The organism is Acinetobacter sp. (genome assembly GCF_045628685.1).
Lineage (GTDB): Bacteria > Pseudomonadota > Gammaproteobacteria > Pseudomonadales > Moraxellaceae > Acinetobacter.
In genome coordinates, this window is record NZ_JAZQPV010000008.1 from 84,630 (window position 1) to 109,723 (window position 25,094).

General features: G+C 40.3%; 23 protein-coding genes. 14 read left to right on the forward strand and 9 right to left on the reverse strand.

Annotation, left to right across the window (positions count from 1 at the left end; translation table 11 throughout):
- Nucleotides 1–8: 8 nt before the first annotated feature.
- Nucleotides 9–845 carry a pyruvate, water dikinase regulatory protein gene (locus ACKI4H_RS01625; protein ID WP_407303403.1) on the reverse strand — a complete coding sequence of 279 codons (837 nt, stop codon included), beginning with the start codon at nt 843–845 and terminating at the stop codon, nt 9–11.
- 154 nt (nt 846–999) lie between these two features.
- On the opposite strand from ACKI4H_RS01625, the gene ppsA reads away from it, so the two are divergent.
- From ppsA to alr, 12 genes are all read left to right on the forward strand, one after another.
- Nucleotides 1,000–3,378 carry a phosphoenolpyruvate synthase gene (gene ppsA, locus ACKI4H_RS01630; RefSeq protein ID WP_407303404.1) on the forward strand — a complete coding sequence of 793 codons (2,379 nt, stop codon included), beginning with the start codon at nt 1,000–1,002 and terminating at the stop codon, nt 3,376–3,378.
- Nucleotides 3,379–3,479: 101 nt separating this feature from the next.
- The gene (locus ACKI4H_RS01635) at nt 3,480–4,250 is read left to right on the forward strand and encodes an RDD family protein (protein ID WP_407303405.1); all 771 of its coding nucleotides are present in this window, start codon (nt 3,480–3,482) and stop codon (nt 4,248–4,250) included.
- A gap of 316 nt (nt 4,251–4,566) precedes the next feature.
- A complete protein-coding gene (cyoA, locus tag ACKI4H_RS01640; RefSeq protein WP_407303406.1) occupies nt 4,567–5,640 on the forward strand; it encodes a ubiquinol oxidase subunit II in 1,074 nt (357 codons plus the stop codon).
- Between the two features lie 3 nt (nt 5,641–5,643).
- On the forward strand, nt 5,644–7,632 hold the full coding sequence (gene cyoB, locus ACKI4H_RS01645) for a cytochrome o ubiquinol oxidase subunit I (RefSeq protein ID WP_407303407.1): 1,989 nt from the start codon (nt 5,644–5,646) through the stop codon (nt 7,630–7,632).
- Nucleotides 7,633–7,636: 4 nt separating this feature from the next.
- On the forward strand, nt 7,637–8,257 hold the full coding sequence (cyoC, locus tag ACKI4H_RS01650; RefSeq protein ID WP_407303408.1) for a cytochrome o ubiquinol oxidase subunit III: 621 nt from the start codon (nt 7,637–7,639) through the stop codon (nt 8,255–8,257).
- Nucleotides 8,254–8,583, forward strand: coding sequence for a cytochrome o ubiquinol oxidase subunit IV (locus ACKI4H_RS01655; RefSeq protein WP_407303445.1), 330 nt, complete (start codon nt 8,254–8,256; stop codon nt 8,581–8,583). The genes cyoC and ACKI4H_RS01655 overlap by 4 nt, the downstream gene beginning before the upstream one ends.
- 10 nt (nt 8,584–8,593) lie before the next feature.
- Nucleotides 8,594–9,472, forward strand: a complete 879-nt coding sequence (cyoE, locus tag ACKI4H_RS01660) for a heme o synthase (protein ID WP_407303409.1) — start codon at nt 8,594–8,596, stop codon at nt 9,470–9,472.
- Between the two features lie 276 nt (nt 9,473–9,748).
- The gene (rpsF, locus tag ACKI4H_RS01665) at nt 9,749–10,135 is read left to right on the forward strand and encodes a 30S ribosomal protein S6 (protein ID WP_004648827.1); all 387 of its coding nucleotides are present in this window, start codon (nt 9,749–9,751) and stop codon (nt 10,133–10,135) included.
- An 11-nt stretch (nt 10,136–10,146) separates the two neighbouring features.
- Nucleotides 10,147–10,374: a 30S ribosomal protein S18 gene (rpsR, locus tag ACKI4H_RS01670; protein ID WP_004676982.1), complete on the forward strand. Its 228-nt coding sequence runs from the start codon at nt 10,147–10,149 to the stop codon at nt 10,372–10,374.
- A gap of 9 nt (nt 10,375–10,383) precedes the next feature.
- The gene (gene rplI / locus ACKI4H_RS01675) at nt 10,384–10,830 is read left to right on the forward strand and encodes a 50S ribosomal protein L9 (RefSeq protein ID WP_131216159.1); all 447 of its coding nucleotides are present in this window, start codon (nt 10,384–10,386) and stop codon (nt 10,828–10,830) included.
- Between the two features lie 253 nt (nt 10,831–11,083).
- Nucleotides 11,084–12,529 carry a replicative DNA helicase gene (gene dnaB / locus ACKI4H_RS01680; protein WP_407303410.1) on the forward strand — a complete coding sequence of 482 codons (1,446 nt, stop codon included), beginning with the start codon at nt 11,084–11,086 and terminating at the stop codon, nt 12,527–12,529.
- 395 nt (nt 12,530–12,924) lie between these two features.
- Nucleotides 12,925–13,992, forward strand: coding sequence for an alanine racemase (gene alr, locus ACKI4H_RS01685; RefSeq protein WP_407303411.1), 1,068 nt, complete (start codon nt 12,925–12,927; stop codon nt 13,990–13,992).
- A 53-nt stretch (nt 13,993–14,045) separates the two neighbouring features.
- Here the strand turns inward: alr and ACKI4H_RS01690 are convergent, their stop codons facing one another.
- The 5 genes from ACKI4H_RS01690 to ACKI4H_RS01710 form a co-directional block, all read right to left on the reverse strand.
- Nucleotides 14,046–14,456 carry a BLUF domain-containing protein gene (locus tag ACKI4H_RS01690; RefSeq protein ID WP_407303412.1) on the reverse strand — a complete coding sequence of 137 codons (411 nt, stop codon included), beginning with the start codon at nt 14,454–14,456 and terminating at the stop codon, nt 14,046–14,048.
- Nucleotides 14,457–14,597: 141 nt separating this feature from the next.
- Complete coding sequence (locus ACKI4H_RS01695; protein ID WP_407303413.1) at nt 14,598–15,338, reverse strand: peptidase; 741 nt, start codon at nt 15,336–15,338, stop codon at nt 14,598–14,600.
- Between the two features lie 28 nt (nt 15,339–15,366).
- Nucleotides 15,367–16,146 carry a transglutaminase domain-containing protein gene (locus ACKI4H_RS01700; protein ID WP_407303415.1) on the reverse strand — a complete coding sequence of 260 codons (780 nt, stop codon included), beginning with the start codon at nt 16,144–16,146 and terminating at the stop codon, nt 15,367–15,369.
- The gene (locus tag ACKI4H_RS01705) at nt 16,143–16,745 is read right to left on the reverse strand and encodes an alpha-E domain-containing protein (protein WP_407303416.1); all 603 of its coding nucleotides are present in this window, start codon (nt 16,743–16,745) and stop codon (nt 16,143–16,145) included. The genes ACKI4H_RS01700 and ACKI4H_RS01705 overlap by 4 nt, the downstream gene beginning before the upstream one ends.
- Before the next feature lie 24 nt (nt 16,746–16,769).
- Entirely contained in the window at nt 16,770–18,323 is a 1,554-nt protein-coding gene (locus ACKI4H_RS01710) for a circularly permuted type 2 ATP-grasp protein (RefSeq protein WP_407303417.1), read from the reverse strand.
- A gap of 242 nt (nt 18,324–18,565) precedes the next feature.
- On the opposite strand from ACKI4H_RS01710, the gene ACKI4H_RS01715 reads away from it, so the two are divergent.
- On the forward strand, nt 18,566–19,564 hold the full coding sequence (locus ACKI4H_RS01715; protein WP_407303418.1) for a helix-turn-helix transcriptional regulator: 999 nt from the start codon (nt 18,566–18,568) through the stop codon (nt 19,562–19,564).
- A 562-nt stretch (nt 19,565–20,126) separates the two neighbouring features.
- Nucleotides 20,127–21,797 (forward strand): FMN-binding glutamate synthase family protein, encoded by a 1,671-nt coding sequence (locus ACKI4H_RS01720; protein WP_407303419.1) that lies wholly within the window; start codon nt 20,127–20,129, stop codon nt 21,795–21,797.
- A gap of 85 nt (nt 21,798–21,882) precedes the next feature.
- On the opposite strand, the gene ACKI4H_RS01725 is transcribed toward ACKI4H_RS01720, so the two are convergent.
- From ACKI4H_RS01725 to murB, 3 genes are read right to left on the reverse strand one after another with little or no spacing between them, the layout of a single operon-like run.
- Nucleotides 21,883–22,926, reverse strand: coding sequence for an alpha/beta hydrolase (locus tag ACKI4H_RS01725; RefSeq protein ID WP_407303421.1), 1,044 nt, complete (start codon nt 22,924–22,926; stop codon nt 21,883–21,885).
- On the reverse strand, nt 22,926–24,050 hold the full coding sequence (locus tag ACKI4H_RS01730; protein WP_407303422.1) for a YdcF family protein: 1,125 nt from the start codon (nt 24,048–24,050) through the stop codon (nt 22,926–22,928). Before ACKI4H_RS01730 ends, ACKI4H_RS01725 begins: the two co-directional genes overlap by 1 nt.
- Before the next feature lie 6 nt (nt 24,051–24,056).
- Nucleotides 24,057–25,091, reverse strand: coding sequence for a UDP-N-acetylmuramate dehydrogenase (murB, locus tag ACKI4H_RS01735; protein ID WP_407303423.1), 1,035 nt, complete (start codon nt 25,089–25,091; stop codon nt 24,057–24,059).
- Between the last annotated feature and the right edge of the window lie 3 nt (nt 25,092–25,094).

The following is a 25,094-nucleotide window of genomic DNA, read 5'->3' on the forward strand; positions in this document are numbered from 1 at the left end:
CTTTTACTTTAACCAATACGACGTTTAAGACCTGTCATCTGTAAAACACGGGTTGAAATTTCTTCAATCGACATCTCAGAAACATTCAAATATTTAATTCCTTCAGAAATATAAATCCCCTCTACAGCACGCAGCTCCATCTGACATTGACTGAAACTTGCATAACGGCTATTGGCTTTACGTTCAGTACGAATCGCCACAAGACGCTCTGCATCAATCATTAAACCAAACAGTTTGCTTTTATGGGGACGCAATACCGCAGGCAAACGGTTGTCGTCCAGGTCTTCTTCTGTTAAGGGATAGTTCGCCACACGAATGCCAAATTGTAATGACAAATAAATAGAGGTTGGCGTTTTGCCTGAACGTGAAACCCCAATCAGAATTAAATCGGCTTTGTCATAATGGCGTGTACGTGCACCATCATCATTGTCCAAAGCAAAATGAACTGCATCAATACGGGCTTTATATGACTCTGAATCGGTCACCGCATGGGTTTGTCCGACTAAAGTTGTAGGAGGAGTACCTAGAACCTCAGACAATTTACCAATAAGCCCTTCAAATACATCAAGATTTACTGCATTTGCAGTATTGATAATGTCACGTACATAGGGATCTACCAGAGTATCAAATACCAAAGGTTGCTGCCCATCGCGATCAGCACGTTGATTGATTTCTGCAACCACATTCATTGCGGCTTCTTCAGAGCTAATATAAGGAATAATATGAATGTCAAAATCTACGTGAGGAAACTGCGCTAACAGTGAGTGGCCAAGGGTTTCAGCTGTAATTGCGGTACCATCGGAGATAAAAAATACACTGCGCTTAATTTGTTTACCTTCTGACATCAAAATTCTCCTTAAATATTTGTCTAAGTACTGTAAAATCTTTATAGTAAACCGATCTTACATGACTGTCGCCGAGTTAAATTAAAAAGCTACGCGATTTGTTATAATTTCATGCCAAGATAGTGATAAATACTGCAAAAGTGGAGTAACAACTTTGGAAGCGCGCGTAATTGGTCTAGAAAAATTAGGGAAACACGATGTTGAACTTGTAGGTGGGAAAAACTCATCTCTGGGTGAAATGATCAGCCACTTATCTAATGCTGGTGTGTCAGTACCGGGTGGTTTTGCTACTACAGCGGCTGCTTATCGTGAATTTCTCGAGCAAAGTGGCCTAAACGCTAAAATTCAGGCAGAGCTATCAACTTTAAATGTTGATGACGTAAATGCTCTTGCTGTAACTGGCGCTAAAATTCGCCAATGGATTGTCGATACTCCGCTTACAGCAGAACTTGAAAAAGAAGTTCGCGACGCTTTCGCTGAACTATCTAACGGCAACCCTGACATCGCGGTTGCCGTTCGTTCATCTGCAACTGCAGAAGATTTACCAGACGCTTCTTTTGCCGGCCAGCAAGAAACTTTCTTGAACATTCGCGGGATCGATAATGTCTTGATCGCGATTAAAGAAGTTTTTGCATCTTTGTATAATGACCGTGCAATTGCATACCGTGTACATCAGAACTTCAAACATGAAGTGGTTGCTCTCTCTGCGGGTATTCAACGCATGGTACGTTCTGAAACAGGCGCTGCCGGTGTAATGTTTACACTTGACACAGAATCTGGTTTCCGTGATGTGGTCTTCATTACTGCATCTTATGGTTTGGGTGAAATGGTTGTTCAGGGCGCAGTAAACCCAGACGAATTCTATTTATCTAAACCTTTATTAAACGCAGGCAAACATTCTATCCTGCGTCGTAATCTTGGTTCTAAACACCAAAAAATGATTTATAGCGAAGAAGCTTCTGCAGGTAAATCTGTTGTTGTTGTAGATGTTGAAAAGCAAGATCGTCAACAATTCGCGCTCAATGATCACGAACTTCAAGAACTTGCTAAACAAGCATTGATCATTGAAAACCATTACGGTTCGCCAATGGACATCGAATGGGCGAAAGATGGCGATGACGATCAAATCTATATCGTTCAAGCACGTCCTGAAACAGTTAAAAGCCGTGAAAATGTCGGTACCATGGAACGCTACCTGCTTAAACAAAAAGGTACGGTGATCTGTGAAGGTCGTTCAATTGGTCAACGTATTGGTTCTGGTAAAGTACGTATTGTTTCTTCAATCAAAGAAATGGACAAAGTACAAGACGGTGACGTTCTTGTATCTGACATGACGGACCCAGACTGGGAACCAGTAATGAAACGTGCAGCTGCGATTGTTACAAATCGTGGTGGCCGTACTTGTCACGCAGCAATTATCGCTCGTGAGCTTGGTGTTCCTGCAATTGTGGGTTGTGGTAACGCAACAGAAGTCCTTGTAGACGGTCAGGAAGTAACCGTGTCTTGCGCTGAAGGTGATACAGGCTTCATCTATGAAGGTTCTTTAGATTTCGAAATTCAACGCAACTCGATTGAATCGATGCCTAAACTTCCGTTCAAAATCATGATGAACGTGGGCAATCCTGACCGCGCATTCGATTTCGCAACCATTCCGAACGAAGGTATTGGTCTTGCACGTTTAGAATTCATCATCAACCGTATGATTGGTGTGCATCCTAAAGCATTGTTAAACATTGACAGCCTTCCACGCGAAACTCGCGCAGCTGTTATGGCACGTACTGCGGGCTACTCTTCTCCTATCGAATTCTATGTAGAAAAATTGGTTGAAGGTATTTCGACACTTGCTGCTGCATTCGCTGACAAACCAGTGATTGTTCGTATGTCTGACTTCAAGTCAAACGAATATGCAAACTTGATCGGTGGTAAGTTATACGAACCAGAAGAAGAAAACCCAATGCTGGGTTTCCGTGGTGCTAGCCGTTACGTTTCTGATAATTTCCGTGACTGCTTTGAACTTGAATGCCGCGCATTAAAGAAAGCACGTGATGAAATGGGCTTAACCAATATTCAAATCATGATTCCTTTTGTACGTACAGTTGCTGAAGCGAAACGTGTGATCGAATTATTGGCACTGAATGGTCTTAAACGCGGTGAAAATGGTCTTAAAGTGATCATGATGTGTGAGTTGCCAACCAATGCATTATTGGCTGAACAATTCCTTGAACATTTTGATGGTTTCTCTATTGGTTCTAACGACTTGACTCAGTTAACACTGGGTCTTGACCGTGACTCTGGTATCGTTTCGCACCTGTTTGATGAACGCGATCCGGCAGTTAAAGCACTCCTTTCCATGGCGATTCATGCATGCCGTAAAGCAGGTAAATACGTGGGTATTTGTGGTCAAGGTCCTTCTGACCATCCAGATCTTGCGCAATGGTTGATGGAACAAGGTATTGAGTCAGTATCGCTAAACCCAGATTCGGTTTTAGACACTTGGTTCTTCCTTGCTGAAGAAAAAGCTCAACAAGCTTAAGAAACTATGTTAAAAAAAGACCCACATTTGGGTCTTTTTTTTCAACTATAATTTAGGGGTTTGCTATACAAACCCAATTTACGTTTTGAGATTTAATATTTATGCAAATCTACTTGGCTCGTAATAATCAACAAGCTGGTCCATACACCTTAGAGCAGTTGAACCAAATGCTCGCTAGTCAGCAAGTTCTGCTTACAGATTTGGCTTGGCACCAAGGCATGACCGAATGGAAGGCTTTAGGTGAATTAACCCAAGGTAAACTTGTATATCAACCTGAAGGTTATACAGCTCCCACACCCTTTCCTGAACCAAGCTCTGTTCAAAATTCCAGTTTTAGCAAAATACAACTTGAAAAAAAAGCAACATACAATAATGAGCTTGCTTCGATTAGTACCAGGATCTTGGCAAAAATTATCGACTTATTACTCTGGTTGCCCGCAGCTGCCATTCCATCCTTTTTTCTGAAACCAGAACAGGTTAACCAGTTGTCTGAGATTCAGCAAAAGATGCAATCCGCTGATACATCCACTCAGGCAGTCCAGTTACAGCAGCAATTATTCGTCCTTATTCCTGCAGAAGCTTGGCAGGCAATGTTTGTATATATCATTATCATGCTGGCAATTCAGGCATTTATGCTGGCTAAATCGGGACAAAGTATTGGCAAGAAACTCACCAAAATCAAAATTGTGGATGCAAAAAATGGTGAGAAAGTAAGTTTAATGCGTGCATTTACCTTACGTAGTTTCATTTTCATTATTTTGAATTTGCTGTTTATGCCATTTGTTACGATTATTGACCATATTTTTGCCATTGGCGAAAAACGCCAAACTTTGCATGATAAGCTCGCAAAAACCAAAGTGGTCAAACAGTAGTCACACTCAAAACAGGGATTATTTATATCCCTGTTTCCTCCCAGAATATTGATATTAAAATAAAATTATTACATGAAAAGTTCAATTCCGAGTAAAAAAATCGGTTTTTATAACAGTCATTTAAAGCCTCTTTACATATAGCTTAGTTCAACAATATGAGGCATAATGCCTCACAACGTAGCGGTGTCTCATGATTGGGAAGGATTTTCTATTCTTAGAATTTCTAAGTGAAAATAAAAACATTTCCAATCATGCGACACTTTAATCGCTATCCCATATTAAATTAGGGAATGGGACTCTTCACCGAGGTTGTAAAATGAGACAAACAATTTTAGCTGTATTGTCTTTATCTGCGATGGCTGCACTCTTGACTGGGTGTGGCGGTGATATGGTACTTCTAAACTCAAAAGGTCCAGTTGCTCAAGGTCAATCTGACTTGATGATGACTGCGATTTATTTAATGCTTTTGGTGGTTATTCCATCAGCAATTATGGCATTGTGGTTTGGATGGAAATATCGCGCATCGAATAAAGATGCAGACTATAAACCTACATGGGCACACTCGACTGCAATTGAAATTGTAGTATGGGGCATACCTGTCATTATTATTGGTATTCTAGCGTGGTTAACTTGGTGGGGTTCCCACAAGTATGATCCATACCGTCCGGTAGAATCTGATAAAGCGCCTTTAACTGTTCAAGTTATTGCTGAACAATTCAAATGGATCTTCATCTACCCAGAACAAAACATTGCGACTGTTAACGAAATGCGCTTCCCAGAGAAAACTCCGGTTACTCTTCGTTTAACTTCTAACTTCACAATGAACTCGTTCTTTATCCCTGCATTATCTGGTCAGATTTATGCAATGGCGGGTATGCAGACTCACTTGAACTTCTTGGCAGACGAAACTAGCCCAGCCGAAGGCTACCGCGGTTTCTCTTCTAACTATTCAGGTTATGGCTTCTCACAAATGCGCTTCCGTGCTCATTCTGTGACAGATGCACAGTTTGCTGAATGGGTAGCGGCAGTTAAATCAGGTAACGGCACTTCAGTAAATCCTAATGCAATTCAAAAGGCTGTTTTAGATCAAACTGAATTTGCTGCTTTACGTGACGGTAACCGTTCTAAGCACCAAATCGAAGCAATGGTTGTGAATGCTCAAACTCCTGAAGAGAAGGCTGCTGCTGAAGCATTGAAGCCTTATCCAACTAAGCCACACCCAGTGACTTATTATTCTTCAGTAGAGCCTAAATTGTTCGAATCAGTGATTAACAGATACATGAGTAATTACCACGGTGCTGATCATTCAGCAACGGCTGGTCACGAAGCTGCTGCTTCTGATACTCATGCAAATGTTGAACATGCGACTGCAGCTTCTGTAGAGGAATAAGACATGAGCTTATTAGGTAAGTTAGGTCCGGATTCAATCCCACACGATCCAATTGTATTGGTGACTGTTGCGATGATGATCCTAGGTGGCCTTGCAGTCGTTGCAGGGATCACCTACTTTAAAAAATGGAACTACTTGTGGACTGAATGGTTCACATCTGTAGACCATAAAAAAATTGGTATCATGTATATCTTTGTATCTGTAATCATGTTAGTTCGTGGTTTCGCAGATGCGATCATGATGCGTCTTCAACAGTTCCTCGCTCGAGGTGGTGGTGAAGGCTATTTACATCCTGAACATTATGATCAGATCTTTACTGCCCATGGCGTAATCATGATCTTCTTCGTGGCGATGGGTCTTGTAGTTGGCTTAATGAACATCTCTGTACCTTTACAGATTGGTGCTCGTGACGTTGCCTTCCCATTATTGAACTCACTCAGTTTCTGGCTATTTGCCGGTGCTGCGGGTCTAATGATGGCTTCTCTTGCACTGGGCGAATTCGCTGCAACTGGCTGGATGGCTTACCCTCCACTATCAGGCATTGAATATTCTCCAGGCGTAGGTGTTGACTACTATATCTGGGCACTGCAAATTTCAGGCTTAGGTACGCTTTTAACCGGTGTTAACTTCTTTGTTACCATCATTAAAATGCGCGCACCTGGCATGACACTGATGGATATGCCGATCTTTACCTGGACATCTTTATGTACAGCAGTATTGATCATTGCAGCGTTCCCTGTGTTAACTGCTACGATTGCAATGTTGTCACTTGACCGTTACTTCGGTTTCCACTTCTTTACAAACGATTTGGGTGGTAGCCCAATGATGTATGTAAACTTGATTTGGACTTGGGGTCACCCAGAAGTTTACATCTTGGTATTACCTGCATTCGGTATTTACTCAGAAGTTGTAGCAACTTTCTCTCGTAAAGCATTGTTTGGTTACAAATCAATGGTGTATGCAACTGTAGCAATCACAGTATTGTCTTTCGTTGTATGGGTTCACCACTTCTTTACCATGGGTGCTGGTGCCAACGTTAACGCGTTCTTCGGTATCATGACCATGATTATTGCCATCCCTACTGGTGTGAAAATCTTCTCTTGGTTATTCACCATGTACAAGGGTCGCATTACCTTTACAACACCAATGCTTTGGACACTTGGTTTCCTCGTGACTTTTGGTATCGGTGGTTTAACAGGTGTATTAATGGCAGTTCCACCAGCGGACTTCCTGGTACATAACTCGTTATTCTTGATTGCTCACTTCCATAACGTAATTATTGGTGGTGTAGTATTTGCAATGTTCGCAGGTATCATTTTCTACTGGCCAAAAATGTTTGGCTGGAAACTCAATGAAACTTGGGGCAAAGCTGCTTTCTGGTTCTGGTTCTTCGGTTTCTACTTTGCATTCATGCCACTTTATATCCTTGGTTTCATGGGTATGACTCGTCGCTTGAATACATATGACAATCCAGAATGGGATCCGTATGTATCGATTGCATTGTTTGGTGCTGTTCTGGTTGCTCTTGGTATTGCATGCTTCCTAATGCAAATCATTGTTGGCTTCTTACAACGCAACAACAATATCGATTACACTGGCGATCCATGGGATGGCCGTACTTTAGAATGGGCGACTTCTTCACCTGCTCCGTTCTATAACTTTGCTCATCTTCCAAAGATCAATGGTATTGATACTTTCTGGACTGACAAAGAAAATGGCATCGCATATGCTAAACCTACCAAGTATGAAGACATTCATATGCCAACCAACCGTGCGGCTGGTTTCGTTATTGCAATGCTGATTACTGTAATGGGCTTTGCTTTAATCTGGCATATCTGGTGGTTAGTAGCCGTTGGATTCATTGGTGCTATCGTTTCGTTTATCGTAAGTTCATTCACTGAAAAAGTGGATTACTATGTGCCTGCTGCTGAAGTAGAACGCATTGAAAACGAACGCTATGCGATTCTTGAAAAACACTTGAAGAAGGACTAAGACAATGGCTGAAGTACTTCATCACGACAACCATGACCACGATGAGCATCATCATCACGATGATACTGACATCACTGTCTTTGGTTTCTGGACTTACTTGATGAGTGACTTGATCCTATTCGGGACACTCTTCATCGCGTTCGCTGTATTAAGCAGTCACATTCCTCTTGGTACTCCAAGTGCTAAAGAGCTTTTTGGTGATTCTTTAGGTTTCGTTTTAACTGAAACTTTCGCCCTCTTGATCTCTTCTGTGACCTTCGGTTTTGCCGTACTTGCTTCATACAAGAAAAATGTTGGTCAAGTTCTCACTTGGTTAGCAATTACTTGGGTATTTGGTGCTGCCTTCATCGGTATGGAACTTTATGAGTTCAACCACCTTGTACATGCAGGCCATGGTCCGACTACAAGTGCGTTCTTATCTGCGTTCTTTACCTTAGTTGGTACGCACGGTATTCACGTAACTTCTGGTTTGGTATGGATGCTTGTGTTGATGTATCAAATCAAGAAAAATGGTTTGACTCTTCCAAACACTCGTCGTCTTGCTTGCCTAAGCTTGTTCTGGCACTTCCTTGACATCGTTTGGATCTGTGTATTCAGCGTAGTTTACTTGATGGGAGTTCTATAATGAGTCATGACCACAACTCTGCTGGTGCAGCGCACGGCAATACCAAGCAATATACCATTGGCTTCATTCTTTCAGTTTTGCTTACAGTCATTCCTTTCGGTATGGTTATGGCAGGCGGTTTTGGACGTGGTCTGGTTATTGCAACGATTGCGATCACAGCTGTTGCTCAGATTCTTGTACAGTTAATTTACTTCCTGCACATGAACTCTTCTTCAGAACAACGCTGGAATGTCATTGCATTCATCTATACAATTCTTACAGTTGCAATCTTACTGGTTGGTTCTGTATGGATCATGAATTACCTTCACTACAACATGATGATCTAAACTGATTGTCATGCTAAAAAAGTATTTATTCCTGACTAAACCAGGAATTCTCTTTGGTAACTTCGTTACCACTTTGGGCGGCTATTTCCTTGCCGCTCAAGGTTCTGTAGATTTCCTTTTATTGCTTATTACCCTCCTTGGTACAACTTTGGTTGTTGCCTCTGGTTGTGTGGTCAACAATGTAATTGACCAAGACATCGACCAAAAAATGCAGCGCACACAAAACCGTGCGATGGTTAAAAAATCTATTTCTGTTCCTGTGGCCTTGGTGTACGCCTTGGTACTTGGCGTGATTGGTTTTAGCATTTTATGGTTCTGGGTAAATGCGTACGCTTTTTTATTTGCTGTGATTGGGTTTGTGGTCTATGTGGTGTTTTATAGCCTCTGGACAAAACGCACAACCATTCACCAAACCGTTATTGGAAGTATTTCTGGTGCAAGCCCGCCAGTGATTGGATATACCGCTGTTAGTAATGAATTTGACTTAGCTGCACTGCTTATTTTTATTGGTTATGCACTTTGGCAAATGCCCCATTCATGGGCAATTGCAGTATATCGTTTCGATGACTACAAAAATGCAGGCATTCCGATTCTCCCTGTAGCACGTTCTGTTTTACGTACTAAAATTGAATCACTGATTTATGTTGTTTTATTTACCATCGCCATGAATGCCTTATTTGTATATGGTTATACAAACTGGCTATATCTCGTTATTTTAAACGTGCTATGCATTTATTGGTTTTATATTGGTGTACTGGGCTTTAAAGCTGAAAATGACCAATTATGGGCAAAACGCTTTTTCCTGTTTTCGGTTATCCTGATTACGATCATCAGTATATGTTTTAGTTTTACCTCCCAAGCGCCAGCAACACAAATCGTGTTTTTCTAAAAAAGATAGAGTTCTACTCTATCTTTTTTTTATTCATTGATTTCCATCACTCTAAAAAAACACCTATTCAATATCTCTTTCCATTTTATTTACTTGAATCTCTGTGCTGTCCCCACCTTGCATACCAATCAATCATTACAAAAATATTCCCTTGTAATTTTTTCATAAAACCACTAAAATTCACGCTTCGCAATTTTTGCGACACAACTTTGGTTGTGACTCCTTGCTTCTGGCTTTTCAAAAGTTAGGGGCTGCACAAACCGTAAGGAGCTGACAATGCGTCACTACGAAATCGTACTTTTGGTACATCCAGACCAAAGCGATCAAGTTGTGGGTATGGTAGAACGTTACCTAACTCACATCAAAGAAGCTGAAGGTCAAATTCACCGTTTAGAAGATTGGGGCCGTCGTCAATTGGCTTACCCAATTAACAAAATCCATAAAGCTCACTACATTTTAATGAATGTTGAATGTGGTCAAACTACGCTTAATGAATTAGAAGAATTGTTCCGTTATAACGATGCAATCCTTCGTAATGTTATTATTCGTCGTGAACACGCAATTACTGAAGAGTCATTGCTTGCTAAAAGTGCTGAAGAAAAACGTGCGCGTAAAGCACAACGTGAAGAAGCACAACAATCTCAAGACTCTGCTGAAGCATAAGGAGAACATTAATGGCACGTTTTTACCGTCGTCGCAAGTTCTGCCGCTTTACAGCTGAGAAAGTTGCGTACATCGACTACAAAGATATCGATACTTTAAAACAGTACATCACTGAAAACGGCAAGATTGTTCCTAGCCGTATTACAGGTACTAAAGCTCGTTACCAACGTCAATTAGCGCTTGCTATTAAACAAGCTCGTTACTTGGCTTTGATCCCTTACACTGACAATCATAAGTGAGGTTGAGCTGTGGATATTATTTTATTACAACGCATTAAAAACCTTGGTAAATTAGGCGATAAAGTTTCAGTTAAAGCTGGTTACGGCCGCAACTACCTTATTCCTCAAGGTCAAGCAGTAGCAGCGACTGAGTCGAATACTGCTGCTTTTGAAGCTCGTCGTGCCGAACTTGAGAAAGCTGAAGCTGATGTTTTAGCTGCTGCTCAAGCACGTGCTGACCAATTGAACGAAGTTAACATCGTAATCACTGCTAAAGCTGGTGACGAAGGTAAACTATTCGGTTCAATCGGTACTCGTGACATCGCTGACGCGTTAACTAATGCTGGTCTTGAAGTTGACCGTGCAGAAGTTCGTTTACCAAATGGTGCGCTTCGCAACACTGGTGAATTTAACATCGCAATCCAATTGCATCATGATGTTACTGCTGAAGTTCTCGTTACTATCGTATCTGAGTAATTTTCTGCAAGAGAAAGAGCATGCTTTTTGCATGCTCTTTTTTTATCTCTGAAAATAGTCAAAATAGCTTCTCCAGAGATTCATTCAAAGTAATGAACACAATTTATTTTTACTGTTTTTAGCTAAATGAAATTTTCGATTCGCATTTTTTTGAAGAACAGGTATGATCTGTCTAGACGAAAATCGTTGAAAATTCACTATTCATCCCAATTTTCACATTACTTCTTTATCGCATTTAAAATCAGGTTTTTATATGTCACAGGCGAATGCCAAAGCTACGCTTAACTCATCTAAAGTAGATAATAAAGGAAATGAGTCAAGCCAATTAAAAGAGTTTCGTACCCCACCGCATAACTTGGCCATCGAGCAAGCTGTACTTGCAGCGCTGATGACTGTGGCTGAATCTTTCGAACAGGTCGGGGATGTACTGAGTGAAAATGATTTTTATGCGACTCGTCATAAATATATTTTTCGCGCCATTGAAAAATTAACTCAGGAAAACTCGCCTTACGATGCTGTTCTGGTAAATGACTGGTTGATCAAACAGAACCTGCTTGATGCTGTGGGTGGCGAAGAATATTTAATGCAATTAATGGCAGACTCCCCTTCCAGTTTTTACAACCTGGAAACTTATGCCAATAAAATTAAAGAATTTGCAACCTTACGCAGCATGATTAAAGTCAGCTCTGAAATTTTACAAAATGCTTATGACACCAAAGGCCGTAGTGTCAGTGAAATTTTGGATCTGGCTGAAACCAATATTTTTTCCATTGCTGAACAGCATAATAACAATGCCAAAGCGCAAGGACCAAAACCCATTAATGCCGTAGTGGCAGACGTATTTGACAAGTTAAATGAACTTTCTCAAATGGAAGGCAATATTACCGGTCTAACGTCCGGCTTCTTGGAACTGGACAATAAAACCTCGGGTATGCAATCGGGTGATTTGATTATTGTCGCTGCACGTCCCTCAATGGGTAAAACCACATTTGCCATGAACCTGGTGGAAAGTGTGCTGTTTAACTGTGACCTGCCTGCCCTTGTGTTCTCTATGGAGATGCCAGCAGATTCGATCGCCATGCGTTTAATTTCGGCTTATGGTAAAGTTCACCAAGGTCATTTGCGTTCAGGTAAACTGGATGGTGATGAATGGTCCAAAGTCACTGGTACGATTTTACAGCTTCAAGAAAAAAACCTGTACATTGATGATTCATCCGCCCTTCCACCCACAGAATTACGTGCCCGCGCACGTCGTATTGCCAAAATGCATGGCGGTAAAATCGGCTGTATCATGGTGGATTACCTGCAGTTAATGAAAGTACCCGGCATGGGCGACAACCGTGTCGGTGAGATCTCGGAAATTTCACGAAGCTTAAAAGCTTTGGCTAAAGAAATGATGTGTCCTGTGATTGCCCTTTCACAGTTGAACCGCTCGCTGGAAAACCGGCCAAATAAACGCCCTGTGATGTCTGACCTTCGTGAATCCGGTGCAATCGAGCAGGATGCCGATTTGATTATGTTTATTTACCGCGATGAGGTTTATAACAAAGAATCTAAAGAAGCAGGTACTGCCGAAATTATTATTGGTAAACAGCGTAACGGCCCTATTGGTACAGTGCGTCTGGCTTTTGAAGGTCAATACACCAGATTCAGCAACCTGTCACCAGAGTTTTATGCTCAATACAATGATGATGAATAATCAATAAAAAAACGAGGTTCTAACCTCGTTTTTTTAGCTGACTATTTTGCTTTAGACCTGAGCTTAAAATGATGTTGATTGAAACCATGATTTCAGCTCAACATATTTTTCTATAACTCATTTCATTTAAATATCATAAAGATAAAAGTAATGCCATTTACCTGGATATTTTAATAATAGAATCAAACAATGCTATCTAAATTTTAATTGAAATATACTTTAAGTTAGTGTTTATTTTCAGCCATAGGAATACAATATGGCACTCTATTCTGCTTTAGTTCTTCACTCTACTTTAAGTGAGATTACAAGCATATCCATACTATTCTGATCGTAGCTTATAAGTGATTTATTCAAATTACTGTAAGGTTTCATTGTAACCCCAAGGAGTAACTAGGGTGCGCCAAGCAACAGTTTATATTGACAGAGAAGCGCTGCAATATAATTTAAACCGTGTTAAACAACTTGCACCAACTGCTCAAATTGTAAGTATGGTTAAAGCCAACGCCTACGGACATGGAATCAAAGACTGTTTAGCAGCCTTAAGTGGAACGGATGCTTTTGGTGTGGCCTGCCTTGAAGAAGCACTTGAAATTCGCGAGCTGGGATATCAACAGCCGATCACCCTTATCGAGGGTATTTTCTCTGAAGATGAAATGCGGATTGTGGTTGAAAATAACATTGAATGCGTTGTCCATCACCAGCAACAACTCGAATGGTTACGAAGCTATAAAAATGCTTATATCGGCAAAAACTTAAAAGTCTGGGTCAAACTCAACAGTGGTATGAACCGTCTTGGTTTTAAAGTACCAGAAATTATTGAAGTCATTAATTCACTTAAAGCCGAAGGTTTTACTTGTGTTTTAGCGATGCACTTTGCCAATGCGGATGCAGAAAACCATCCATTAAATGAACAACAAAAGAACCAATTTCTTCAAGTCAAAGATGCTTGTGCACCGATCATGGGTTCTTGCTGTAATTCGGCAGCCATTTATAAATGGCCTGAATTGAATTTTGATTTTGTCCGTCCCGGGATTATGCTCTATGGTGCATCACCTTTTGCAGATAAATCGGTACATGATTTAGACCTTAAACCAGTCATGACTTTTACTGCTCAAATCATTGCTTTAAACCATATTCACGCCGGTGAATCTGTGGGTTATGGCTCCACATTTACCGCTGAAAAAGAAATGGATTTAGCCATTGTTTCGATTGGTTATGGTGATGGTTACCCGCGTTCTTTTCTTAAACAGAATTATGTGGCGATTAAAGGTCAACCAACACGTGTAATTGGTCGTGTTGCTATGGATATGATCGCGATTGATATCACAGATTTAGATGCGAAAATTGGTACAGAAATTGAGCTTTGGGGTAAAAACCGATTAGTCGATGATGTTGCAGAAGCCAATGGTACGATTGGTTATGAACTCTTGTGTCGCCTAAGTGCCCGTCCAATAAGAAAATAAACTCCTATATTTATAAAAACCCAAGTTGTTACTTGGGTTTTTTAATTCAATCATTAAGCCACGCTATGCTGCACATTATATAAAAAGCTCAAGAATACCTCCAAGCTTTCTTCATTCAACTCAGTTGGCGTAAAACAATGATAACCCAGAGATTTAAAATAGTTTTGTATCCCACTATTTCGCGCCACATATTTCATAGACCAATTATAAAAATTGCCTTCTTTTACTGCACAGGCTTTAAGTAAAACGATTGCGTGATGTCTGGAATCCTTTTCCAGTTTCTCTAAAAGCATCCGGATATGCTTTTCTTCACCTTCTAGACATTGAAAAAAATAACCATCGGCATAATACAAAACCCCATGAATTTGATATTGGGTATTAAAATCTCTAGCTTCGCTTAAGATATCCCGCAGATCTTTTAAAATGGTTTCGTCATTTGAGGTTTTTTTACTGGCATAACACATCTGAAATATCATAACCTATACCTTCTAGTTGTTTTAAATAAGGACTATTCTTTACAGACGAGAAAAACATCCAATGGAATTTATTAATTTTCCCATTGAATGAAATATAGCGGATACTTTCTAGCTATGAATAGCAGGCGTTTAATCTAAATAATCATCTGTTGGAATAGGTAGTTTCAGTAAGCCACGGCGCAAAGTATCGGACCATTGCTTACTCAATTGTCTAAAATAAGGATCTTCTTCATAGATCCTTTTTCCATTCGGAATATGCAATGAATCTTTTTGATAAACGATTGTATCTAATGGCATTCCGACTGACACATTGGAGCGTAAAGTAGAATCAAAGGAAATCAAACTACAACGGACTGCTTCATCTAAGGGCATTTCATAAAATAACGCCCGATCCAGTATCGGTTTTCCGTATTTACTTTCCCCAATTTGAAAATAAGGCGTATCTTCTGTTGCACAAATAAAGTTACCTTGCGGATAAATATTATAAAGCTCCATTTCTGAACCTTTAATTTGTCCACCCAGTAAAAGACTACAATAATAATTACTCTGTTCTTGAGCATGTGTCTCTTGAGTAACTTCAGCAATGACTTTTCTTAATGTCTGACCCACCAAGTCAGCCATTTCGAACATGGTATTCACACTATATAAGTTGGGTTCTTGATTAAGTTCCAAGTGATTGTTCAAATGCCCAATAACCGCTTGGGTTGTCGCTAAATTCCCAGAGGTTTGTATCGTGGCAAATCTTTCGCCCTCCACACCAAAGGTATAGAGTTTACGAAATACCGAAATATGATCTACACCCGCATTAGTGCGCGTATCACTAACAAAGACCAGGCCATCTTTTAAACGTAGCGCGCAACAATAAGTCATGAGAAACTCCTTATGACCTTTAAATTTTTCAGCAAGCGAGTACTTGAACAATAGAGTTCATCGACTCAATACCACCGCGCTCTCTTATGCCTCTTACTGGTGCAACATCCCAATAATCTCGACCGATTGCCACATATATATGCGAATTAGGCACAAACAACTGATTGCTGGTATCAAAACAATACCACGAATTTTCAAGAAATACTTCTGCCCAAGCATGACTTGCGAGGTGAGAGGTATTGGGTACAAATAAATAACCTGATACATAACGTGCGGGTAAGCCTAAATGCTTACACATCGCAATAAACACATGGCTATGATCTTGACACACGCCCTGCCTACATTCAAAGGCATCAATAGCAGAGGTTTGTACAGAAGTTTGATTAGGTACATAAGGAATATAATTGAGTATGGCTTCCGATAAAACCATTAAGTTGCCTCGATTCCGCCGAGGAACGTAACACTCGGCAAAACTTTTCATTTCTGCATTGCACATTGTACTAGGCGTGGACTGTAAAAATAATTTGGGATTGATGGCTATATCAACTCCAAACTGGGTATTCGGATTTATCTCAACAATACCTTGTGCCATAATCGTCATCTGGCTGTAAGGTTGGCGCTGCGAACTGGTAATCCACACATTATTAAAAGCATCAGATTTAACTTGTTTTTCACCCGGTACACTCACATTCCAAGCCTGTACTTGCTGATGTAGATTTGTAGTCGGAGTCATCTTAATATATTGAATGCTGTTACGCGCTTGATCAGTATATTGATAATGGGTTTGGTGATTAATCATTAGCTTCATACATCTACCTCAAATAGATATTGAATATGATCACTAAAATGATAAAAATGCATACTGTCCGGTTTTAGCTTAAGTTGCTGCCATGCATTATCCAGTCTATCCCATCCCATCTGGTTCAATAAATCCACTGTTTTATCAATATTTTGTAGTGTTATGGTTTGATCTTGCTTCAGTCGAAGCTGTCGATCCAGCTGCTCTATATTCTGTCCCAAACTAAAAAATAAAAAGATAAATTCAGATTCCGCTTCCAAAATATCCTGACATTCTCCCGCCACATCACAAATATAAGCCGCATTTTCAGTGGCATTTTTGATCAGCTGATTGAGCTCTGCATAAGCTTCTGCAGAAAATACGCCACGTAAATCTTGTACATTGTCTTTAGCATACTGGAACTGATGAGTAAAAGATGAAGGTTGGTCTGCATCAAGCAATAACGAATTCAGTGAGCTTGCATCAAAAGCCGGCAAGCAAAATGCATGCGCATATTCCAATGCGTCTTGGTTATTATGAAAGGGAAACTGACTACACAAATATTGAATACGCGTTAAGTATCGACCTAACCAAAAAATATGTTGAGCATTACTATTTAATAAAATCATGATTTCTTTCCCATGGTTAGATGTTTAAGAATGAAGATTATCGACCACCCATGTGTCTTTAACTCCACCACCTTGTGAAGAATTCACTACTAAAGATCCTGCCTGCATGGCTACACGTGTTAAACCACCAGGAACAATCTCTGTCCGATAAGGTGAACTGAGGACAAAAGGACGCAAATCGATGTGACGCTCAGCCACTCCAAAATCGGTCAGGGTTGGGCAAACGGATAAATCCAAAGTTGGCTGCGCAATATACAAATTCGGTGTAGCAATAATTTTTTCTCTAAAAGATTCAATTTGAACTTTTGAGGCTTGCGGACCAATCAGCATGCCATATCCCCCTGAACCTTGGGCTTCTTTTACAACTAATTGCTCCAAGTTAGATAAAACATAATCCCGGTCTTGAGCTTCTCGGCATTGGTAAGTAGGAACATTTTTTAAGATTGCTTGTTCACCCAAATAAAAATGAATCATTTTATCGACATAGGGATAGATCGATTTATCATCTGCCACACCGGTACCGGGTGCATTTGCAATCACAACATTGTGACTCAAGTAGGCTGACATTAAGCCCGCCACCCCTAAAGTGCTATCCGGCATAAAACATAATGGATCTAGATAAGCATCATCCACCCGTCGATAAATTACATCAACCTTCTGCCTTCCCTGGATAGTTTTGACATAAACCTTATCGTTCTCTACAAAAAGATCACGTGATGTCACTAAAGGTACATCCATTTCCCTTGCCAGAAACGAATGTTCATAATATGCGCTGTTATAACGTCCAGGCGTTAACACCACAATAAAGGGCTTATCGACATTGGCATTCTCAGCCAGAATTTCTTTGAGTAATTGCGGATATTGTTCAATACCCATAATCTTATTTTGCTGGCATAAATCGGGCATGAGTTTCTGACTGATTTTACGACTTTCCAGCATATAGGACACACCAGATGGCGTTCTTAAATTATCTTCCAGTACATAAAACTCGCCATGGCGGTCGCGAATAATATCAATCCCGCTAATCTGACTGTAAATTTTACCTTTTAAGTCGTGTTCATACATATGCGGTTGATAAGCTTCATGCGTCAGCACTTGCAGCTCAGGCACAATATTGGCTTTTAAAATATCTTGTTGATGGTAAATATCATGCAAAAACAAATTCAGCGCACGTACCCGTTGCGAACAACCGAGTGCTACTTTATTCCATTGCTTTTTCTCAATCACCCGCGGAATTAAATCATAAGGAATGGTTCGTTCAATCCCTTCTGATTCACCATAGACCGTAAAGGTAATACCCTCATACAAAAAATGATCTTTCGCTGTCTGGTTTAATGACTTTAATTCATCAATGCTATGCTGGGATAACCAATGTTCGATTTTGCTGCAGGTTTCCCCTGACATGGTTTGATCATCCACCATTTCATTAAAAAAATGAGATTTAAACTGCTGAAATAAACCGCTTATTTTCGAATGGTTCTTATATTCTCCTATAGAGGAATGAATAGTGGTTCCTAAAGGATGATTAAAATTTTCAACCGTTAATGTTAAATCTGGCCGATCCTTTTCTTTAAGCATACAACCCTCTTAATTGTTTTTTATTTGAATGAAATAATGCAACAAATATGCCAATGAACAATCCATTTGTCGCCTTGTGTATTTATTCATCAAAATAAGTGCGATTCAATGGCAGTTTCGTTCAACCATGTTTCAAAATATAGACGAGCCTGATAAGAAGACTTGCGAAAAATTTTAGGTTTTTTATTGTGTTCAGCATTCAATGCAGATATAAACAAGCTACTCGATTTTTAATTTAAGTTATGTCCTCACAAGAAAAAGAAACCTCGAACAGCCTGTACCGACAATGGCAAATTTTATCTCGTCTTTCTACCGGGAAATGGATGGGTACCCGGGAATTACAGGAAATTTTGCAACGTGAAGGTATAGATATCAGCTTACGCACCATTCAGCGTGACTTAAACCAGATCTCGCTGCGTTTTCCTATTGAAAGCAGCAAAACCGTACCTCAAGGCTGGCGTTGGCGCTCAGATGCCCCTATTCAAAGCTTGCCGCATATGACCAGCTCTCAGGCAGTCACGTTTATGATGGTCGAAGAACATTTAAAACACTTGCTGCCACCAAGCCTGATTGAGGAAATGAACCCGTGGTTCGACTTGGCACGTCGCAGCCTATCAACTCAGAACAATGTACGACAATGGATTAACCGGGTTCGTATTGTTCCCGCCACCCAACCGCTTATTCCGCCTGTGGTGGATAAACTGGCGCAGCAGGCCATTTACGAAGGCTTGCTTCAAGATAAACAACTGGAATGTATTTATCAGGGACGTAGTCACTTAAGTGAAGAAAAAACCTATATTTTAAATCCCTTGGCTTTGGTACAAAAAGGTGCAATTATTTATTTAATCTGTACCCGGCATGATAAAACTGACATTCAGACCTTTGCCTTGCACCGTTTTAAATCAGCCATTGTTTTAAACTCACGTGCAATGCATCCGGTTAACTTTGATATTGATGCTTATATTGATTCAGGCGCCCTAGGCTTTAGAGTCGACTATAACCAGCCGACTAAAAATATCGCTTTGAAACTGATCATGACTGAAGAAGATGCCCATTATTTTGATGAAAGTCAGCTGAGTAAAGATCAGACCATCCAAAAACTGGACAATGGTTTAGCTCAAATTACTGCAAGCGTACCTTTTACCTCGCAACTGGTCTGGTGGCTAAGAGGTTTTGGCAACAAGATTCAGCATATCGAACCGATTGAAGTTTCAAATGCAGTACATGAAATTGCAAATTAAATAAAATAACTGAAATAAAAAAAGTCCCAATAACTGGGACTGGAGAATATTTTTATTTGGATCTATTTTTTATTGTCATCCTGCGGGCTTAAAGAACATCAAGCTTTGTTCCCCCATCCAAAGCTTGATAGTGAATGATTTTATCCATGGAGCAGAAAATAGTATGCTTTAGCACGCCAAATCTCCGCTGTTATATCGAATTGATTTCATCGTTATAGAAATTCCTTCTACTGATTAGGTAAAACCAATTTAGTGCATAAACTGCTTATTTAGAAATCATAAGATCAGCAATTTTAAGCTGTTTTTTTATTAAGCATTTTTTCTGGATTTCTATCTCATTCAATTCATACCCACTATACTTAAATTTCTCTTTGTTCAATTTTTCTTAAGTGCAGGATAGAATTTTATTTCAACTATATTATTCAGTAAAAGAATGAATGATGACTCTGGTGACATACCCTCGCTCTATTGAGTAAAAGTATGGTTTTACAAATCAGAACTTGTGAAGAATCTATAAAATGGGCAGATTCATGTTATGTATCATTCGATGGAAAACATGAGAATGCCAGTTCCAGCCCAAATCATCAGACATAGACTTTTAAATACTTTTTTCTCCCGTTACTCAGTCTGGTTTAGTTTTATTTTCATTGCATTAACTATTAGCTGGTTCCGGATTGTGTATGCTCCGCATTATATTTATTATTTTATTTCCGATACCTTGCTGAATTCTTTATGGCTGATTTCAGGAATTCTGACCCTCGTTGGCCTATATGACATCTTACAAAACAAACATTCCATTCTAAAAAACTATCCCATCATGGGACATTTTCGCTTTATTTTTGAAGATTTCCGTCCTGAAATTCGGCAATATTTTATTGAAGCCGATCAGGATGCCCTGCCATTTTCACGTATGCAACGCAACCTGGTTTATCAGCGGGCAAAGAATCAAAATGCCGACAAACCCTTTGGTTCCATTATTAATGTCTATCAACAAGACTATCGTTTTATTACCCATTCAATAACGCCGTGCAAAGCTGCCGACCCTGAAAGTTTTCGTATTCAAATTGGCAATCATCAATGTCAGCAGCCCTATAGTGCTTCCATTATGAATATCTCCGCTATGAGTTTTGGCAGCTTAAGTGCCAATGCGATACGCGCTTTAAATTTGGGAGCGAAAATGGGGAATTTTTACCATGACACGGGTGAAGGCAGTATTAGCCCTTATCATCTGGAAAATGGTGGCGATATTGTCTGGGAACTTGGCAGTGCCTACTTTGGCTGCCGTACGTTGGATGGCCAATTTGATCCGGAAAAATTTACCCGACAAGCCCTGCTACCGCAAGTCAAAATGATTGAAATCAAGTTATCGCAAGGGGCGAAACCCGGACATGGCGGCATTTTACCTAAAAGCAAGATTTCAGAAGAAATTGCCGAAATTCGTGGCATCAGTCGTGAGCATGACTGTGTCTCTCCTTCTAAACATTCAGCCTTTAATACGCCGATTGAAATGATGTATTTTATTCAACAGTTGCGTGAATTATCGGGCGGAAAACCGGTTGGCTTCAAGCTGTGTATTGGACAGCCCTGGCAATTTATGAGTATTGTTAAGGCCATACTGGAAACTAAAATTGTGCCAGACTTTATTGTAGTGGATGGTTCTGAAGGTGGTACGGGTGCAGCGCCGATTGAATTGATTGATCATGTAGGGACGCCTTTACGGGAAGGCTTGCTATTTGTGCATAACACTCTGGTTGGTGCAGGCTTGCGCAAGCAAATTAAAGTGGGGGCAAGTGGTAAAATTATCAGTGCTTTTGATATTTCCAGTATCATGGCGATTGGTGCAGATTGGGTGAATTCAGCACGTGGATTTATGTTCGCTGTCGGCTGTATTCAAGCACAAAGTTGCCATACCAACCAGTGTCCTGTGGGGGTTGCAACACAGGATAAAGAACGCCAAACAGCCCTGCATGTTCCAACCAAAGCTGTACGGGTATTCAACTTTCATAAAAACACCATGCTGGCTTTGTCAGAAATGATTGCCGCAGCAGGATTAAAACACCCAGCGGATATTAAGGCTCACCATTTGGCACAGCGTATTAACGACCGGGAAATTAAAAATTATGCGCAATTACACTTCTGGTTAAAAGAAGGCGAATTGCTCTGCTGTGAAAATACAAATGATGAAAATTTTTACTTTCGGATGTGGAATTTGGCCGATGCAGAGAAATTTTAAACTTTGCATGACCTATAAATAAGCCAAGAGTTTCAATATAAAAGAGGTCAATATGACCTCTTTTTTTATGCTAATTGAGTGAAATTTAATAATAACCATCGGAACTTTGTGCATGTAAAAATGCCGGAATTAAACCCGTCAATGCCGCACGAATATCCGCGCGTTCATTAATTAACTGATGTGAACCTTCTTCCAGCATCAACAAGGTCTGTAACCGAAACTTGCGACGAATAAACTCAATATTATAACGCCAGTCCACAGTCTGATCTTGCGCGCCTTGTGCCAACCATACAGGAATGCGGCATGCCGGACGTGCTTCCATCTCAAGCATCCATCTTGACATGGCCAAAATCCAGTCCATGCCCATCATACGAGGCTGAAGCGGATCTTTTAAACGCACAAAGCGTAGAAACTCGGGATTATGATTATTGCGTCTAAAATGACGGGGTACTTGACGCTTGATCCGTCGAATAATGCCCAAACCTACAGAATTATGCCACCAGGCCGATTTTGCAGGTCGAATCAGTGGAGAAAGTAATAAAACACGCTCCACATAAGGGTTTTCACGGCGCTCCGCAAACGCGAGCAAATGATGCAACAAAATGGCACCACCGGTACTTTGTCCAATCCCCAACCAGGGTTTAGGCAGTTGACTGGCATTTTTAACGTAGTGATAAACAGCATGTAAAACCTGCTGATAATGATCAAAGTTCTTAATGTTTGCAGGTGAGCCATCACTTAAACCATGACCGGGCAAATCATAGGTGATAACACTAAAACCCTGTTCTAGTAATTCGCGAATAATCGGCTGATAAATACCGCTATGTTCCAGATAACCATGCAGTAAGAACACCGTTCCGCGTATTTTATTAACATCAATATTGGCTAAATTCGGCTGGAATACCTGTACATGCAATTTAAACAAGGGCATTTGTACATACCCTTGCCAATGCTCACAATCCAGTAAATGCATGCCATATAACTTGCGATAAGCCTGAATCTCCACGGACGGTTGATAAGGCTTATTCAGGTTTAAAGCTTCAAGCAATTGAGGTGTGGTTTCCCGACTGGGAATCGGTAAATCCAGCTGTTTTAAAATACTGGGATTTAAAAATGGGATATCTGGCATTAAGGCACCTCCCGACAATCACTGGAACCAAACCAGACATCACGAATCGTGGCTAACATTTCATAATTGGCACGGCGGCTATGATCATAATTTTGTTTACTTGGACGCCAGTGTGTCAGATGTGTCGGCATGGGCGCTTCAACAGGTACAGTTTCAATACCATTTAATGCAAATAAACGACGCGTACGCGGCATATGATAACGGTCGGTAATTAATATCACCCGTGGTGCTCCACCTTTTTTTTGCAATAACAACGAGCTAAAACGCGAGTTTTCGCAGGTATTCATGCTGCGATCTTCAAGCAATTTCGCATCTACATCATGTTCTTTTAACCAGCGCTGCATATACGGCGCTTCTACACCGCTGAGTACAATCGGCAGCCGATGTTCTTTTTCAATGGCTAAAGTTTTTTCTAAACGCAAGCGTGTGTAGTCATTCACCACAATATCTTTACCATTTTTATCTAAAGTCAGTCCACCACCTAATACTACAATGGCGTAGGGTTTTGAACTTTGTAGCGGTGGTTGATTCTGTTCGTGAATAAGGGCAATATCCTGATAAATGGTTTCATCGACAGGCTCTTGCGCGACCTGCTGCTGTTCAATTTTATGCGTGCGAAGAAATTCTATATATTTCTCCATCAACGCTTGATTTTCAGTGCTGTTTAAGTCCAATAAATCTTTGACCGCTTGAGTAGGATCTTCTGGCTCTATCTCACCATCCAGAGGTTTTGCAAGCAAGGGAATACGCGGTTTTTCTTCATGCTCATTTTCCCGTTGTTGCGCGTCTTCAATCATGTGTTGCAAGGCTTTATAACGCGCCTGAATCACAGTCAGATTTTCTGAATTCTTGCTTTGAATCGCCTCTTCCATCAACTTTAAATAGGCTTGGCGAGCAATCCATAATCTAGAACCTGGCTCTAAACTTTCATGCTCACTCAATGCAGCCATTTGTTGACTTTTCGCAGCCACTTGATTGACTTCAACAGGAACAAGACTGTTCAGGGCTTTCACCACCCAACCTGAATAAAATGGCGAATAAATTAAAAACATGAAACAGCCGAAAAGAACAAATAACACGGATGCTATTTGTACCCATCGGACCATCCAATGTGATTTCGCCATAAATTTTTATTCCAAATGTGAACGAATTAAACCAGTTTCATCAAACAGGACCGGTTCAGGTTCTAATAAAATGTTAAATTTTTGCTGAACATCATGTTGTACAGCCTGATAAGTGGCTTTCACATTCGCCAAAGTTGCCCGGTCATAATTCACCAAAACCAAGGCTTGTTTATGAAACATCCCGACCATACCCAGCTGCTTGCCTTTCCAGCCTGATTGATCAATCAACCAACCTGCCGCAATTTTAATGCCACCTTTTGTTTGAGGATAATGGGGTAAATTCGGAAATGATAGGGCTAAATGATCATAAAGTTGTTCTGAAATAATCGGGTTTTTAAAGAAACTTCCCACATTAGGATATTCTTTGGGATCTGGCAACTTGCTTTGACGAATTTGAATTACTTGTTTTTGCAAGTTTTCAGCCGTTTGCTCATCACTTACCGCTTGCTTAAGATCACCATAGTTCAGCTTTAAATTTGGATGTTTAAGCAATTTAAAAGTCACATGAGTAATCACAAAACGATTCGGATCATCTTTAAAAATACTATGCCGATATGAAAAATCACAGTCTGCAGCAACAATAAGGTTAAATTTTTCTAACTGGCGATCATAAACCTGAACCGATTCAATAAATTCACCTGCCTCAACACCATAAGCTCCGATATTTTGTACTGGCGATGCACCGACCAAACCTGGAATTAAAGCAAGATTTTGTAAACCGTATAAATTTTGCTCTGTAGTCCATAAAACAAAGTCATGCCAAATTTGACCTGCACCCACCCGAACAGTCTTGCTGTGTTCATCTTCACTGACAAATTCAATGCCCTGAATATCCATATGAAGTACCAGTGCATAAATATATTCGGGCAATAACATGTTGCTACCACCCGACAGAATCAAAATATTTAACTGCTGTTGCTTGGCATAATTTAAGGCATCGACCAATTCCTGTTGCGATTGAACTTTAATGTAATGCGATGCAGTCGCATCAAGACTTAAGGTATTAAAAAGCTTAAGTTGAATTTGAGTATGAATATTCATGTG